Source organism: Devosia sp. (genome assembly GCF_028290645.1).
GTDB lineage: Bacteria > Pseudomonadota > Alphaproteobacteria > Rhizobiales > Devosiaceae > Devosia_A.
The window spans coordinates 1-14427 of record NZ_JAQGJL010000237.1; the positions used below are offsets into that span (position 1 = coordinate 1).

Below are 14427 nucleotides of genomic sequence, written 5' to 3' on the forward strand. Positions count from 1 at the left end.
GGCCTGCAGTTCCTTGATCTCATTCAGGAAGGCAATATCGGCCTGATGAAGGCCGTGGACAAGTTCGAGTACCGCCGCGGCTACAAGTTCTCGACCTACGCGACGTGGTGGATCCGGCAGGCCATAACACGTTCTATTGCCGACCAGGCGCGGACGATCCGTATTCCGGTGCACATGATCGAGACGATCAACAAGATCGTCCGCACGTCGCGCCAGATGCTGCACGAGATCGGGCGCGAGCCGACCCCCGAGGAGCTCAGCGAGAAGCTGCAGATGCCCTTGGACAAGGTTCGGAAGGTGCTGAAGATCGCCAAGGAGCCGATCAGCCTCGAGACGCCGATCGGCGACGAGGAGGATTCGAACCTCGGCGATTTCATCCCCGACGTGAACGCGATCCAGCCGATCGACGCAGCGATCCAAAGCAATCTTCGTGAAACAACGACGCGCGTTCTCGCGTCGTTGACCCCGCGCGAAGAGAGAGTGCTACGCATGCGCTTCGGCATAGGCATGAACACGGACCACACCCTCGAGGAAGTGGGCCAGCAGTTCAGCGTGACGCGCGAACGTATCCGCCAGATCGAGGCCAAGGCACTGCGCAAGCTGAAGCACCCGAGCCGCAGCCGGAAGCTCCGCAGCTTCCTCGACAACTAAGGGACGAGGGTAGGCCAAAATGTCGTTCTGGAAGAACCTCTTCGGTGGTGGGGGCGGGTCGGGCAGCAAGTCGATCGAGCCGGCGGTGGTGGCGGAGGAGGCCTACAAGGGCTTCACCGTGAAGTCGCTGATCATGCCGGTCGGCAGCGAGTACCAGCTCGCGGGACTGATCGAGAAAGAAGTGGACGGCGAGCTCAAGAGCTACAAGTTCGTACGCGCCGACCGCTTCTCCTCCAAGGAAGACGTGGTGAGCTTCGCCCTCGCCAAGGGGCGCCAGATCATCGATGAGCAGGGTGAGGGCATCTACCGCCCGTAGCCTGCATATCGAGCAGCCTGCCTCGTTCCCCCATGACGAAACAGGTGGCGACTACGGGACGCTCAGGTGTCCCATCGTTTTGCCGTGCGCGCAGGACTGCGCGACGGGCACGCCGCCAACAGGAGTAGAAAAGATGGCCAGGAAGCCTACCGCAAGGACCGAATTCGTGTTCTTCGACGTGATCTATGAGGACGGCAGCCAGCGCTCGAACCGCAAGGTCGATGCGAACCTGCTCGGTGGCCTCGACGGCGACGAAGCGGCGCGCGGCGCCATCATGGAGCAGGATCGGGCCATCGCCGAGAAATCCGGCCTGCCGCCGCTGCCGATCAAGACGCTTAAGCGCAGCGGGAAATAGCTCGGCGGCCAGCCGTCCCGCGGAGCCGGGCGTCTTAGCCCTGGCCGAGCGCCTTGTTCACCGCGGGTTTCACCACAGTTCCGTAAAGCTCGATGGCCTTCATCACCTTGTCGTGGGGCAGGGTGCCGACGCTGAGTTGCAGGCCGAAGCGGTCGTGCTTGAACCATTCGTGCTGCATCAGAATCTTGTCGATCACCTGCTGGGGGGAGCCCATGAAGTAGGCGCCCGAGGGGCCGGCGCCGGCTTCGAACTGGGCGCGGGTGCCCGGCGGCCAGCCGCGTTCGCGGCCGATCCGGCTCATCGCCTCGTGGTGGGCCGGGAAGGCGATGTCGAGGGCGTCCTGTGAGTTCTCGGCGATGAAGCCGTGCGAGGAGATGCCGACCTTGAGCTTGTGGACGTCGTGGCCGACCTTTTCAGCGGTGCGGCGGTACAGCTCGGTGAACTGCGTGAACGCCTCGGGATTGCCGCCGATGATGGCGAGCATCAAGGGCAGGCCGTAATAGGCTGCGCGCGCTACCGAATTGGGTGTGCCGCCGACCGCTACCCAGAGGGGAATGGGGTCCTGGATTGGCTTGGGATAGATGGCGATGCCGGGGATGGGCTTGGTGTGCTCGGAGCCCGGCCAGTCGACCTTGCCGCCTTCCCTGATCTTGATGAGCTCGGCCAGTTTCTCCTCGAACAGCGCGTCGTAGTCGTCGAGCTCGTAGCCGAAGAGCGGAAAGCTCTCGATGAACGAGCCGCGGCCGGCCATGATCTCGGCACGACCGTTGGAGAGCAGGTCGAGCGTCGCAAACTGCTGCCAGACGCGAATCGGGTCGTCGGAACTGAGGACGGTGACGGCGGTGGAGAGCCGGATGCTCCTGGTGATCGCGGCCGCAGCGGCGAGGATGGTAACCGGGGCCGAGGCGACGAAATCGGGGCGGTGGTGCTCGCCAAGGCCGTAGAAATCGAGGCCCAGCTCGTCGGCGAGCCTGATCTCCTCGAGCAGGTCCTTCAGCCGCTCGGCCGGCGACTGGAGCCGGCCTCCGTTCAGTGGGTCGGCGGTGTTCTCGGCGAAGGAGTAGAGACCCAGTTCCATGGCGCAATCCTCATTTGTCGCGCCCTAACTGGCTGCGTGTCCAAACCGGCGCAAGAGCGCACAGCCTTGTAACTCAGACGCTATTGGTGGGCACGTAGGACGCAGCCGGGGTCGCGGCGGGCGCCGGCGGCTCATGGCCGGCATGGCGGTGGATTTCGTCGACCAGCCCGGCGGGCAGGTTGAGCCGCTCGGCCAGAAGCTCGAGATAGCCGTGCTCGGTCGGGGTATCGGGCAGCATGGCGACCAGCGAGGCGGCGTAGATCTCGGCGGCGTGGGCGGGCGTGTTGGCGCGCGCGACGACCGCCTCGATGTCCAGCGGGCTCGCCAGTTCGTCGAAGACGAAGGCCTTCTCCTCGGAGGACAAGGGCATGGTCGCAAGCCGCTTGAAGATGCGCTCCTTCTCCGCCGCATCGATCTGGCCGTCGGCCTTGGCGGCGGCGATCATGGCGCGCACCAGCGACTTGCCGAGTTCCTCGTTCTGGTAGGCCGCCTGCGGCGGGGGCAGGAAGGCATCGTGCAAGGCTACCGGGGCTACACCCTCGAGCGCGGCGCCCGCCGGTTGCATCTTATTCTGATACTGCTGCCAGGCAGTGTAGGCGAGGCCGCCGATGGCCGCGACCGCGCCGACCCTTGCCACGGTACCGACGAGACTCCCCAATCCTCCGCCAGAAAGCAGCATGCCTGTCCCGAGCCCGGCAGCGCCGCTCATCGCCGTGCGTTGCGCGTTGGGATCGGTCTGCAAAGCCTTGATGATGCCGTCGATGTTGAACATAGCTCACTCACCTTCCTCATCCTCCCAACGCAAGTGGGTAGATCATTCGGGCTACACAAGATGAAAAGAGTGCCCCGGTGCGAAAGGTTGCCTTTCTGGGTTCGGCGGTTAGGTTGAGCCGCCAACGAGGAAGGCGAATTGCCGATGGCTACGGGTCTCGATGAAATCGATCATAAGCTCCTGGCGCTGCTCCAGGAAGACGACCGGGTGCCGGTGGCAGAACTGGGAAAGACCCTGGGTGTTGCCCCCTCGACGCTCAACGACCGTATCCGGCGGCTGATCAAGCTCGGGGTGATCAGCGGCTTTCATGCGCATGTGGACCCCGAAAAGGTGGGCCTCGACCTCCTCGCCTTCGTGTTCGTCGGCTGGAGTGATCCGGCGACGGAAAAGCTGTTCCTCGCGGCTATTGCCAAGGCGCCCGAGGTGCTCGAGGCGCATCACGTGACGGGGTCCTGGAATTACCTCATCAAGGTGCGGCTGAAGGCTACGCGGGACCTCGAAGGGTTCTTCGCCGGCGTGCTCAAGGAAGTGCCGGGGGTGCAGCGCACGGAGACGCTGATCGCCCTCTCCTCGCCCAAGGAGACCACGAGGATCGAGCCGCCATCGTCGCCGCCCTGACATGGATAAGCTCGACCTCAAGAAGCACTACAAGGCCTTGTATGGCGCGCCGAAGGGCAGGTTCGAGATCGTCGACGTGCCGCCGCTCCAGTATGTCCGGCTGGATGGGGAGGGCGACCCGAACACCGCCGAGGCCTATCAACTCGGTGTCAGCTGGCTGTTTTCGGTGAGCTACGCCATGAAGTTCGCAGCCAAGGCCGCGCTGGCCCGGGACTATACCGTGGGTCCGCTCGAGGGGCTGTGGTGGTCGGACGACATGTCGAGCTTCGTCGAACGCAGGAAGGACGACTGGCGCTGGACGATAATGATCCTGCAGCCGGATTTCGTCACACCGGCGCTATACGGCGCGGCGGTCCAGAAGGCGGGGAAGAAGCTCGGGCCGCCGCCCTCCAGCCTCAGGTTCGAGACGTTTCACGAGGGGCTCTCCGTGCAGACGCTGCACATCGGCAGCTACGACGACGAAGCGCCTACGCTTGCCCGGTTGCACCAGGAATTTCTCCCTCAGAACCGCCTGACCGAGACGGGGCGGCATCACGAAATCTATCTCTCGGACCCGCGCAGGGTGGCTACCGAAAAGCTGAAGACCATTCTCCGGCAGCCGGTCGCTCGGGTTTGAGGCCATGAAAAAGCCCCGGCAGGAGTGCCGGGGCTAAGGTGGGCTTCGGAGGGAGGGTCCGAAGCGCATTATCGTTGTCCGAAGTCTTTGTAGTTACTGAGCCGCCGGGGCGGGCGTCGCGGGTTCCGGGGTCGTAGTGGCCGGAGCCGGGGTCGCCGGAGCGGTCTCAGCCGGTGCGGGCGTAGCCGGAGCCGGTTCGGTGGCCGGAACCGCCGGCGTCGCCTGCGTGCCGGTAGCCGGAGCCTCGGTCATCGGCGCGGGGGCCGGAGTCGCCGGGGCTTCGATTGCCGGGGTGTTGTTGACGGTCGTCGAGTTCGTCGACGGGCCGGAGTTGGCCGAGAAGACCAGATAGCCGATGGCCAGCAACGCCAGCGCAACGATGATGCCGACGAACCACCCAGTCGCACTGGACTCACGGGTGTAGGTCGTACGGGTAGTATCATCGCTCGAATAGACGGTATCGCGTTCGGGGACAGCCATGATCAAGCTCCTTTTGTTTTGAACCGTATGGCCCGAAGAACGCGGTGGCGGCGGGAAATGTTCCACAATCGTGAGCAATCGCGGAAATGAATCAGCCGCCGCCCGCAAATAGCTGGCGTGTAAAGTGATTTTCATGGCGACGAAACGAGCAGATGCGGTCGCTTGCCGGTCGCGTTTCATCCTGTTTCGGCGCTGGCGTGCATTTGGGGGCTCGGAGAGGGAAGCGACCGCACCCCAGTCTCCCTCGTGCGGTGAGGGGAGAGGGGTAGGCGTACGTTTCAGGCACCGGTCCCTTGTCCGCGCACAGCTTCAAACAAAGACGGGCCGGGGATCGCTCCCCGGCCCGTTTGCATGTTGGATGCCGTAACTTACCGGTTCTGGGCGACGGTGATCAACGAGGTGATGCGCTTGATCGAGACGCGACGGTTGAGCTTTTCGGATGCGTCCGTCTTCACCTTGAGGTAGCGCTCGCCATAGCCCTGGGTGACCAGGTTCTCGGGCGGCACGTCGTAGAAGTCGGTCAGGATGCGGGCGACCGTGGAGGCACGGGCGTCCGAGAGGATCAGGTTGGCCTGGTCGCTGCCGACGGCGTCGGTATGGCCTTCGATGAGGAAGGTCTCGCCCGGGTTGTCCTTGAGCATCGCCAGCATGGCGTTGGCCACCTTGCTGAGTGCCCCGACCTGGGTGCGCGAGATCGTCGCCGCGCCCGAGTCGAAGGTCAGCCCGCCGACTTCGACGCGACGGACCGAGTCACGCAGACGGGCCGAACGCTTCACGTCCTCGACGGTGTAGATCTTGCGGACCTGCTCCACCGGGGGCTCGCGGAAGAAGAGTTCCACCTCTTCCTCGTCGGCGTCGTCGGCATCGAGGATGTAGTCACGGATCGGGATCGTCAGGCGCAGCGGGGGCAGGTCGTCGCCCGGGTCGCGCCAGTTGGTGAAGTAGTCGTCGTCGTTGGCGTAGTCGTCCTCGTTGTAGTAGGCGAGGATGTACTCGCGGCCGTCGGGCATGATGCGCGAACGCTTCAGCACGTTGCCCCACTTGTCGCGGATGGTGACGATCTGCACGCCGTTCGGGCGCTCAATGGTCTCCTTCACACGGCCGCCGGGCAGGCGCTGATAGGTGACCTGATCCTCATCGCTGTCGCGGATGCGGTCGAAGTCCTGGGCCGGGTTCGAGATCACCAGATTGACGCCGATCTGGAAAATGAAGCCCGAATTGGTGAAGTTGTTGCCGGGGCGATCGCGACCGGGGCCGCCCTGGCCCCCTCCACCCTGACCACCAGTGGTGTTGTTGTTGTTGGAGTTGGTGTTGTTGGTGGTGTTATTCGTCGTGTTGTTGGTGACGTTGGTAGTCGTGTTGGTGACGTTGGTCGTGTTCGTCACATTGGTGACGTTGTTGATGATGGTGACGTTGGGCGGCACCTCCACCTGCGGCAGGGCGTCGACGGCGATCTGCTCGCCTTCGAGCTTGGCCAGCGACTGCACCTCGATCGGCGCGATGTCGGCCTGAGCCGCCTTGTCGTCGGTCGGCGGCGGAGCAGCGGGCTCGGCCGACGCAGCGGCCTGCTCGGCCGGAGCCTGGCCCAGGGCTTCGTCGGTGGCAGTGTCCTTGGCGCTGTCGAGCACCGGCGCGGCTTCGTCAGGCGCAACGGTTTCGGGCAGCACTTCGACGGCCTGCGGGGTCACCGCTTCCTGGGCGCCGGGCAGTTCTGCGATCGGCGGAGCCGCCGGTTCGGTCTGAGCCGCAAGCTCAGGCACCGGCGGGAGCGTGATGCCGTACTTCGTCAGGCACTCGGCCACGCCGTTGACGCCGAGCGTGGCGCAGATATCGGCGAACTGCTGGTTGGCCGCATCGATCGTCGACTGGCCGGACGCATCGCCGGCCTCGAGCTGGCCGATACCGACATTGTAGAGTTCGACCGCGGTACCCAGCTGGTCCTGGGCGGCAGCGACCGGATCGACGGCGTTGGCGTCCGCAGGCTGGTCGGTCGGGCCGACTTCGGCCGCCGGCTGTTCAGCGGCGGGCTGCTCTGCGGCCGGCTGTTCTACCGGTTGCTCGGCAGGTTGCTCGGCAGGCGCCTGTTCCGCAGGTGCCTGCTCGGCAGGGGGCTGCTCGGCGGCCGGCTGTTCTGCAGGTGCCTGTTCCGCAGGGGCCTGCTCGGCGGGGGCCTGTTCCGCCGGCTGTTCGGCCGGGGGCTCGGGCAGCGGCGGCAGGTCCTGGCCGATGCACGACTTGATGTCCGGGTAGCCGTTAGCGGTGCAAAGTTCGGCAATCCTGGCGGCTGCTGCGTCGGCGGCAGGCTTGGCGCCCGCATAGTCGCCGGCGGCGGCCTGGTTGATGGCGGCCTGGTACTGGTCGACCGCGGCCTGCAGGTCGGCCATGAACTGGGCTTGCAGTTCCTCGGCCGATGGGCCTGCCGGCTCGGCGGGCTGTTCGGCAGCGGGTTGCTGTTCCTGGGCAGGAGCGGCCTCTTCTGCCGGCGCCGGCTGCTCGGCAGGCGCGGGTTCCTCTGCCGGAGCCGGCTCTTCGACGGGAGCGGGCTCTTGGGCGGGCTGTTCAGCCGGAGCGGGTTCCTCGGCGGGCGCGGGTTCTTCCGCAGGGGCCGGCTCGGCGGCCGGCTGACCGCCGGTGATCGCCGCGATGCATTCCTCGACACTTGCGTAGCCGTTTACGATGCAGGCCTCTGCGAGAGCCTGCTGCGCGTTGTTGATGGCGTCGGCATCGCCGGCGGCCTGTGCATCCTGCAGGGCCTGATACTCGGCCTGCTGTGCGAATGCGGCGCTCGGCACCAATGCGAGGACGGCGAGACTGGTGCCCGTCAGGAGCCAGTTTCGAATGCGCATGGGTTTATCCTTTATTTGGAGTCAGTTCTTTGAGAAGTGACGCAGTCCTGCTGAACCGGACCTGAACGCCCGGGAGACCTTCTGGTGTATGACATTAGTCCCCTCGACGCCGAACGCATTTGCAGGCGTGCGGTTCCGTACGCGCGAAAGGACGGTCTAATCGTGGCACGAGTGGGGCCGCCCCGACGCATGCGACATTGGCCGGATTTGGTCGCTGCGGCCTAGGGCCGGCGCCGGATTCGTGCGATCCGATAGGGGTTCATCATGGAGCCTCGATTGGGCGACCTCCTCAGCTACTGGCCGTTCGTTCTGGGCCTGCTTGCAACCGGCGTGGTGTCGGGGGTCGCGGCGGGATTGCTCGGTATCGGCGGCGGCGCCATCATCGTGCCGGCGCTGGCTTCGGCGCTGTCGCTGCTCGGCTATGATAGCGACGTGGTGCAGCATGTGGCGGTGGGCACCTCGCTCGCCATCATCATTCCAACCGGCATCGCCAGCGCCCGGGCGCACGACAAGCGCGGCGCCGTCGACCATCGGGTGCTGAAGCTCTGGGCCCCAGTGATTGTCGCCTCGACGCTGATCGGCGGGCTGATGGCGGGGCTCTACTCGGGCGACGTGCTGCGGATCGTCTTCGGGGTCATGGCGCTGTTCATCGCGGCCAACATCGTGCTGCCGTTCCAGGAGCGGCTGATGGGGCACCTGGGCGGCTCGGCGCTGACGCACCGTATCTCGGCGGCGGTGGTAGGTTACGTCTCGTCGCTGATGGGAGTCGGGGGCGGCTCGCTGAGCGTCCCCACCATCCACGCGTTCGGAGCCACCATGCACAAGGCGGTGGGGACGGGGGCAGCGATTGGGGTGTTCATCGCTATCGCCGGCACTATCGGCTTCATTATTTCCGGCTGGAGCGTTCCCGGCCGGCCGCCGCTGAGCCTCGGCTATATCAACCTCGTGGCGCTGGTGCTGATCGGGATGACCGCGGCGCTTTGCGCGCCGCTCGGCGCGGCGCTGGCGCACCGGCTGCAGCAGCGCACGCTGAAACTGGCGTTCGCGGTGTTCCTGGCGTTGGTCGGATTGAACATGATCTGGAAGGCGGTGGTGGGGTAGGGGCCCAGTCGGCGGAAAGAGCGGCGCACGCAGATACCCCACCCCTGTCCCCTCCCCGCAAGGGGGAGGGAGACGCCAGCCGCTTGCTCAGCAGTGCGGTTGCCAAGGCAGCCTGGGAGGGGGCTCCCTCCCCCCTTGCCGGGAGGGAACCGGAGTAGGGGTGCTCATTACGCACCGATCCCACCCTTCAACTCAGTCCGCAAAATCCCACGTCACCTGGACGTTGATCGTGTAGCTGAGCTCCCCGCCCTCGATCGGCACGGGCGCGCCGGCGGCGTCCTGCGCCATGGCTTTCATCATGTAGGGCTGCGGCTGGCCGATGGACTGGTTCTCGGTGATGTTGCGGATGTCGCCGAGCGCCTCGCCGGCGACTTCGGCATAGAGCTGGGCCTTGGCCCTGGCGTCGGCGAAGGCGACCTTGCGGGCTTCGTCGTAGAGCTTGCTCGGATCGGCGACGGAGAAGGTGATGCCATTGATGGTGTTGGCGCCCACCGTCACCGCCTTGTCGAGCACGGCGCCGAGGCTGGCGAGCTGCCGGACGCGGACGTTGACGGTGTTGGACACCTGGTAGCCGTTGATCTTGGGCGGCAGCTGGTAGCCGTTGGCGTCGCGGGCGTCGGTGTAGACGTAGTTGGGGTTCACCGAGAAGCCGGAGGTCTGGATGTCGCGGGCCTCGATGCCGGCCGCCTTGAGCGTCTCGAGCAGTTCGGCCATGGCCTTGGTGGTGGCGTCGAGCGCCTCGCGGGCGGTGGCGCCCTGGGTAGTGACGCCGGACATGACGAAGGCGGTATCGGGTGCCGCAGTGACTTCCCCGAGCCCGCCGATCGAGATGGTGCCGGGGGCGGCAGCATCCTGAGCCATGGCTGGGGCGACGCAGAGGGCGGTCGCGAGGAGTAGGGGGATCAGGGCGGCGGTGAACGGACGCATGCGTCTCTCCTATGTGGCCTTCGACCGGGCAAGGTGACCCAGCCAATGGGTGTTAGTGCGGCGCAGATGAATGGAATTTGAACGCCGCTTTCGAGGGATAGGACGCTGCAGCCCGTGCGATCCTTTGGGCGCGGAAGACGAAAGATTGAGTTACGTGCCTCGGCGTCGGCTGGACAGGCTTTGGGGCGGCGGGTTAGGTAGCGCGGCAAAAACCGGGGGAGTGCCGTGGCAAATCCGATCGTTCCAAGCGAAGGCGTGCTGCTCGGGCGGGCGAGGGTGCCCGGACATGACCACCCGCGGCTGGTGACGGTGCGCGGGGACGATGTGGTCGACATTACCTCGAAGGCCGCGCCGACCTCGCGGGACATTGCCGAACTCGATGATCCGGCGGGCCACGTCGCCTCGGCCAAGGGGCCGGCGATCGGTGACCTGCAGCAGATTCTCGCCAATTCGTGGTCGGGCAAGACCGATGCCAAGGCGCCGTCGCTGCTGTCGCCGATCGACCTGCAGGCGGTGAAGGCGGCGGGCGTTACCTTCGTCGTGTCGCTGCTGGAGCGGGTGATCGAGGAGCAGGCGCGCGGCGACAAGGCGAAGTCTGACCTGCTGCGCAAGGATATCCTCGGGCTGATCGGCACCGATCTGAGCCAGCTCGAGCCCGGCTCCGAGACGGCGATGAAGGTCAAGCAGACGCTGATTTCGCGCGGTGTGTGGAGCCAGTATCTCGAGGTGGGCATCGGGCCGGATGCGGAGATTTTCACCAAGTGCCAGCCGATGGCCTCGGTCGGCTACGGCGCCGATGTCGGCATCCTGCCGATCTCGGAGTGGAACAATCCCGAGCCGGAAGTGGCGATGGTCGTCAGTTCGAAGGGCAACATCGTTGGCGCGACGCTCGGCAACGACGTGAACCTGCGCGACGTGGAAGGCCGCTCGGCGCTGCTGCTGGGGAAGGCCAAGGACAACAACGCCTCGGGTTCGCTGGGGCCGTTCATCCGGCTGTTCGATGGCGCGTTCACGATCGAGACGGTGAAGGCGGCGGACATCGCGCTGAGCGTCACGGGTGAGGACGGGTTCGAGCTCACAGGCGTTTCCAGCATGAGCCAGATCTCGCGCTCGCCCGAAGCGCTGGTCGACGCGGCGATCGGCCGGCATCACCAGTATCCGGACGGGTTCGTGATCTATCTCGGCACGATGTTCGCGCCGGTGAAGGATCGCGGCGGCGCCGGTAAAGGATTTACGCACAAGATCGGCGACGTGGTCTCGATCTCGACGCCGTCGCTCGGCACATTGTCCAACACGGTGCGGCTCTCCACCGAGGCGGCGCCGTGGACCTATGGCGCGAGCCATCTGTTCAGGGATCTGGCAAAGGCCGGGCTGCTGTAGCCGCCACACACGGTGACCCGGCGGACTGAGACAGATCGTGCCACGAGCACTTGCAATGAAGGAATGACCCCATGACCGAACTGCACCAGAACCTCATCAACGGCGAGTGGGTCGGCGGGGACGGGGCCAACAATATCAACCCCTCCAACACCAACGAAGTGGTCGGCGTCTACGCGCGCGCCACGGCGGAAGACACGCTGAACGCCATCGCCGCGGCGAAGGCGGCGTTCCCGGCGTGGTCGCGGTCGGGCATCCTCGAGCGTTGGAGCGTGCTGTCGAAGACGGCGCACGAGATTTTCGCGCGGAAGGAAGAGCTCGGCAAGCTCCTCAGCCGCGAGGAGGGGAAGACCCTCGCCGAGGGCATCGGCGAGGCGACCCGTGCCGGGCAGATTTTCGAGTTCTTCGCCGGCGAGGCGCTGCGGCTTGCGGGGGAGACGCTGCCGTCGGTGCGTCCCGGCGTGGGGGTCGAGATGACGCGCGAGCCGATGGGCGTGGTCGGCATCATCACGCCGTGGAATTTCCCGATCGCCATTCCGGCTTGGAAGATCGCGCCGGCGCTCTGCTACGGCAACACGGTGGTGTTCAAGCCGGCAGACCTCGTTCCCGGCTGTTCGTGGGCGATCGTGGAGATGCTGCACCGCAACGGCCTGCCCAAGGGCGTGCTCAACCTGGTGATGGGCAGGGGCTCGGTGGTTGGCCAAGCGATGCTCGATTCAAAGGACATCGTGGCGCAGACGTTCACGGGGTCGGTGAATACCGGCCGGCGCGTGGCCGAAGCCAGCGTCAAGCTGATGCGCAAGGTGCAGCTCGAGATGGGCGGGAAGAACCCGACCATCGTGCTCGACGACGCCGACCTCAAGGTCGCGGTCGAAACCACGGCGCAGAGCGCGTTCTACTCGACCGGGCAGCGCTGCACGGCGTCGTCGCGGCTGATCGTCACCGAGGGCATCCATGACCGGTTCGTCGAGGCGCTGACGGAGCGCATCCGTCACCTCAAGGTGGGCGACGCGATCGCGCCGGGCACCGAGATCGGGCCGGTGGTCGATGCCAGCCAGCTCAAGCAGGACACCGATTATATCGAGATCGGCCAGAAGGAAGGCGCAAAGCTCGTCGTCGGCGGCGACCTGGTGAACCACGACAATCCGGGCTACTTCCTTCGGCCGGCGCTGTTCACCGAGGTGCACAACAACATGCGCATCGCCCGCGAGGAGATTTTCGGGCCGGTGGCGGCGGTAATCCGGGTGAAGGACTACGACGAGGCGCTGGCCGTCGCCAACGACACCGATTTCGGGCTATCGGCGGGCATCGTCACCACCTCGCTCAAGTACGCGACGCACTTCAAGCGCAACGCCGAGGCCGGCATGGTGATGGTGAACGTCCCCACCGCCGGCGTCGATTTCCACGTGCCGTTCGGCGGGCGCAAGGGCTCGAGCTACGGCCCCAAGGAGCAGGGAAAGTATGCTGCCGAGTTCTTCACGCAGGTGAAGACGGCCTACACCGCGGCCGGTTGATCCGGTCCCAGTCTGACTTCAACGGCCCGCGCATCGAGAGGTGCGCGGGCCGTTCGCTTTACTGCTTGCGGAGGCCGTAGGTCGCGAGGACGTTGCCCTTGCTGGTGCGGGACAAGTCCTGCAGCTCGAGCCGCGTGACGGGATCCGAGGGCTCGAAGAGGTGCTTGCCGGGGCCGGCCACGACCGGATGCGTGATGAGGGTGAGACTGTCCAAGAGGCCGGCAAACAGCAGCTGTCGCGCCAGCGAGATGCCGCCCATCACGGCGATCTCGCGGCCGTCGCGGCTCTTGAGATCGCGCACGAACTCTATGAGATCGCCCTCGATCAGCGTCGAGTTCTGCCAGGTCAACCGATCCTTTGTCAGCGTGTGGGAGGCGACGAACTTCGGCACCTTGTTGATGAAATCCGCAAACTCCCCGTCGGCTGTCGCGCTGGGCCAGTAGCCGGCCCATTCCTGGTATCCGACACGGCCCATCAGCACCGTATCGACCGACGCCATGACTGCGCCAAGCGTCGCGCCCAGTTCATCGTCGAATGAATCGAACTGCCAGAGATTGGGCGACTCGATGACGCCGTCGACCGAGTGGAAATAGCCTGCAGAAAGCTTGCGCATGGTGTCGTCCTCGTTGTTGCCGGGCCCAGTATGGTGCCGTTCGTGGATACGACGAACGGCCCCCGGCCCAATCGACATGCCCGCGCAAGAATATCGCGAGGGGGGCGCCGGGTCTTGATCTTGGCGGTCGGCTCGGCCGCCTTCGGCTGAGGTGTCCTCCGACGCTTCTGCTTGGTTCGTCAGCCGTGGTTGATCATGACGTGACGGACCGCGGTATAGTCCTCGAGCGCATAGACTGACATGTCTTTGCCGTAGCCCGATTGCTTCAGCCCGCCATGCGGCATCTCGTTGACCAGCATGAAATGGGTGTTGATCCAGGTGCACCCGTATTGCAGCCGCGCCGCTGTCTGCATCGCCTTGTTGATGTCGCGCGTCCATACCGACGAGGCGAGCCCGTAGTCGCTGTCATTGGCCCAGGCGATGGCATCCTCGGGGTCGGTGAACCGGGTGATCGACACCACCGGCCCGAACACCTCGCGCCGCACGATCTCGTCCTGCTGCAGTGCCCCGGCGATGACCGTCGGCTCGTAGAAGAAGCCCCTGTCGCCGGACATGTGCCCCCCGGCGGTGATCCTGATGTGGGGCAGCTCCGAAGCCCGCTCGACGAAACTCGCCACGCGGTCGCGCTGGCGCTTCGAGATCAGCGGCCCGATCTCGTTGAGCGTATCGTCCTCCTGGTTGTACCTGATCGAGGACGCCGCCGAGCTGAGGTCGGCCACCAGCCTGTCGTGGATCTTCGGGCCCGCATAGATGCGGCACGCGGCGGTGCAATCCTGGCCGGCATTGTAGTAGCCGAAGGCCTTGAGCCCATTGACCACCGCCTCGATGTCGGCATCGTCGTAGACGATCACCGGCGCCTTGCCGCCGAGCTCGAGATGTGTGCGCTTCACCGATTTGGCGGCCGCCTGCAGCACTTTCTTGCCGGTCGCCACGTCGCCGGTGATCGAGATCATGTTGATCCTGGGGTGGTTGATCAGCGCGTTGCCGACGCTGTCGCCGCGCCCTAGGACGACGTTGACGACGCCCTCGGGCAGGATGTCAGCGAACACCTTCGTCAGCTTCAAGGCAGTGAGCGGCGTCTGCTCGGAGGGCTTGAACACCACGCAATTGCCGCCCGCAATCGCCGGCGCCAACTTCCAAGCCATCATCATCAGCGGATAATT

General features: G+C 65.5%; 15 protein-coding genes. 8 read left to right on the forward strand and 7 right to left on the reverse strand.

Annotation, left to right across the window (positions count from 1 at the left end; all coding sequences use genetic code 11):
- The 3 genes from JWQ89_RS13190 to JWQ89_RS13200 form a co-directional block, all read left to right on the forward strand.
- Positions 1-651: sigma-70 family RNA polymerase sigma factor (locus tag JWQ89_RS13190; protein WP_299641733.1), on the forward strand; the 651-nt coding region annotated here is incomplete at its 5' end.
- Between the two features lie 19 nt (positions 652-670).
- Positions 671-967, forward strand: coding sequence for an HlyU family transcriptional regulator (locus JWQ89_RS13195; RefSeq protein ID WP_299641734.1), 297 nt, complete (start codon positions 671-673; stop codon positions 965-967).
- A gap of 133 nt (positions 968-1100) precedes the next feature.
- Positions 1101-1322 (forward strand): hypothetical protein, encoded by a 222-nt coding sequence (locus JWQ89_RS13200; protein WP_299641736.1) that lies wholly within the window; start codon positions 1101-1103, stop codon positions 1320-1322.
- Positions 1323-1356: 34 nt separating this feature from the next.
- Here JWQ89_RS13200 and JWQ89_RS13205 read toward each other — a convergent pair whose 3' ends face one another.
- Together JWQ89_RS13205 and JWQ89_RS13210 are read right to left on the reverse strand one after the other, a co-directional pair.
- Complete coding sequence (locus JWQ89_RS13205) at positions 1357-2400, reverse strand: LLM class flavin-dependent oxidoreductase (RefSeq protein ID WP_299641738.1); 1044 nt, start codon at positions 2398-2400, stop codon at positions 1357-1359.
- A gap of 73 nt (positions 2401-2473) precedes the next feature.
- Positions 2474-3172 carry a tellurite resistance TerB family protein gene (locus JWQ89_RS13210; RefSeq protein WP_299641740.1) on the reverse strand — a complete coding sequence of 233 codons (699 nt, stop codon included), beginning with the start codon at positions 3170-3172 and terminating at the stop codon, positions 2474-2476.
- 144 nt (positions 3173-3316) lie between these two features.
- On the opposite strand from JWQ89_RS13210, the gene JWQ89_RS13215 reads away from it, so the two are divergent.
- Together JWQ89_RS13215 and JWQ89_RS13220 are read left to right on the forward strand one after the other, a co-directional pair.
- Positions 3317-3790, forward strand: coding sequence for an Lrp/AsnC family transcriptional regulator (locus JWQ89_RS13215; protein WP_299641741.1), 474 nt, complete (start codon positions 3317-3319; stop codon positions 3788-3790).
- A 1-nt stretch (position 3791) separates the two neighbouring features.
- The gene (locus tag JWQ89_RS13220) at positions 3792-4406 is read left to right on the forward strand and encodes a GyrI-like domain-containing protein (RefSeq protein WP_299641742.1); all 615 of its coding nucleotides are present in this window, start codon (positions 3792-3794) and stop codon (positions 4404-4406) included.
- Positions 4407-4499: 93 nt separating this feature from the next.
- Here JWQ89_RS13220 and JWQ89_RS13225 read toward each other — a convergent pair whose 3' ends face one another.
- Together JWQ89_RS13225 and JWQ89_RS13230 are read right to left on the reverse strand one after the other, a co-directional pair.
- Complete coding sequence (locus JWQ89_RS13225) at positions 4500-4886, reverse strand: hypothetical protein (protein ID WP_299641744.1); 387 nt, start codon at positions 4884-4886, stop codon at positions 4500-4502.
- 368 nt (positions 4887-5254) lie between these two features.
- Positions 5255-7732: an OmpA family protein gene (locus JWQ89_RS13230; protein ID WP_299641746.1), complete on the reverse strand. Its 2478-nt coding sequence runs from the start codon at positions 7730-7732 to the stop codon at positions 5255-5257.
- 264 nt (positions 7733-7996) lie between these two features.
- On the opposite strand from JWQ89_RS13230, the gene JWQ89_RS13235 reads away from it, so the two are divergent.
- A complete protein-coding gene (locus JWQ89_RS13235) occupies positions 7997-8833 on the forward strand; it encodes a sulfite exporter TauE/SafE family protein (protein ID WP_299641747.1) in 837 nt (278 codons plus the stop codon).
- Between the two features lie 192 nt (positions 8834-9025).
- Here JWQ89_RS13235 and JWQ89_RS13240 read toward each other — a convergent pair whose 3' ends face one another.
- Positions 9026-9760 (reverse strand): SIMPL domain-containing protein, encoded by a 735-nt coding sequence (locus JWQ89_RS13240; protein WP_299641749.1) that lies wholly within the window; start codon positions 9758-9760, stop codon positions 9026-9028.
- Between the two features lie 225 nt (positions 9761-9985).
- On the opposite strand from JWQ89_RS13240, the gene JWQ89_RS13245 reads away from it, so the two are divergent.
- Both JWQ89_RS13245 and JWQ89_RS13250 read left to right on the forward strand, forming a co-directional pair.
- Positions 9986-11140 (forward strand): fumarylacetoacetate hydrolase family protein, encoded by a 1155-nt coding sequence (locus JWQ89_RS13245; protein ID WP_299641751.1) that lies wholly within the window; start codon positions 9986-9988, stop codon positions 11138-11140.
- A gap of 71 nt (positions 11141-11211) precedes the next feature.
- Complete coding sequence (locus tag JWQ89_RS13250; RefSeq protein WP_299641752.1) at positions 11212-12651, forward strand: aldehyde dehydrogenase family protein; 1440 nt, start codon at positions 11212-11214, stop codon at positions 12649-12651.
- 58 nt (positions 12652-12709) lie between these two features.
- Here JWQ89_RS13250 and JWQ89_RS13255 read toward each other — a convergent pair whose 3' ends face one another.
- Both JWQ89_RS13255 and JWQ89_RS13260 read right to left on the reverse strand, forming a co-directional pair.
- A complete protein-coding gene (locus tag JWQ89_RS13255; protein ID WP_299641754.1) occupies positions 12710-13264 on the reverse strand; it encodes a dihydrofolate reductase family protein in 555 nt (184 codons plus the stop codon).
- 179 nt (positions 13265-13443) lie between these two features.
- Positions 13444-14427 (reverse strand): aldehyde dehydrogenase family protein (locus JWQ89_RS13260; protein ID WP_299641756.1); only part of this gene is annotated, 984 nt, incomplete at its 5' end.

Bases quoted from the DNA above. Each gene is read 5' to 3' on its own strand.
- JWQ89_RS13250 (WP_299641752.1), top strand. From the start codon at position 11,212: ATGACCGAACTGCACCAGAACCTCATCAACGGCGAGTGGGTCGGCGGG.
- JWQ89_RS13200 (WP_299641736.1), top strand. From the start codon at position 1,101: ATGGCCAGGAAGCCTACCGCAAGGACCGAATTCGTGTTCTTCGACGTG.
- JWQ89_RS13235 (WP_299641747.1), top strand. From the start codon at position 7,997: ATGGAGCCTCGATTGGGCGACCTCCTCAGCTACTGGCCGTTCGTTCTG.
- JWQ89_RS13215 (WP_299641741.1), top strand. From the start codon at position 3,317: ATGGCTACGGGTCTCGATGAAATCGATCATAAGCTCCTGGCGCTGCTC.
- JWQ89_RS13225 (WP_299641744.1), bottom strand. From the start codon at position 4,886: ATGGCTGTCCCCGAACGCGATACCGTCTATTCGAGCGATGATACTACC.
- JWQ89_RS13255 (WP_299641754.1), bottom strand. From the start codon at position 13,264: ATGCGCAAGCTTTCTGCAGGCTATTTCCACTCGGTCGACGGCGTCATC.
- JWQ89_RS13230 (WP_299641746.1), bottom strand. From the start codon at position 7,732: ATGCGCATTCGAAACTGGCTCCTGACGGGCACCAGTCTCGCCGTCCTC.
- JWQ89_RS13240 (WP_299641749.1), bottom strand. From the start codon at position 9,760: ATGCGTCCGTTCACCGCCGCCCTGATCCCCCTACTCCTCGCGACCGCC.
- JWQ89_RS13210 (WP_299641740.1), bottom strand. From the start codon at position 3,172: ATGTTCAACATCGACGGCATCATCAAGGCTTTGCAGACCGATCCCAAC.
- JWQ89_RS13195 (WP_299641734.1), top strand. From the start codon at position 671: ATGTCGTTCTGGAAGAACCTCTTCGGTGGTGGGGGCGGGTCGGGCAGC.
- JWQ89_RS13220 (WP_299641742.1), top strand. From the start codon at position 3,792: ATGGATAAGCTCGACCTCAAGAAGCACTACAAGGCCTTGTATGGCGCG.
- JWQ89_RS13205 (WP_299641738.1), bottom strand. From the start codon at position 2,400: ATGGAACTGGGTCTCTACTCCTTCGCCGAGAACACCGCCGACCCACTG.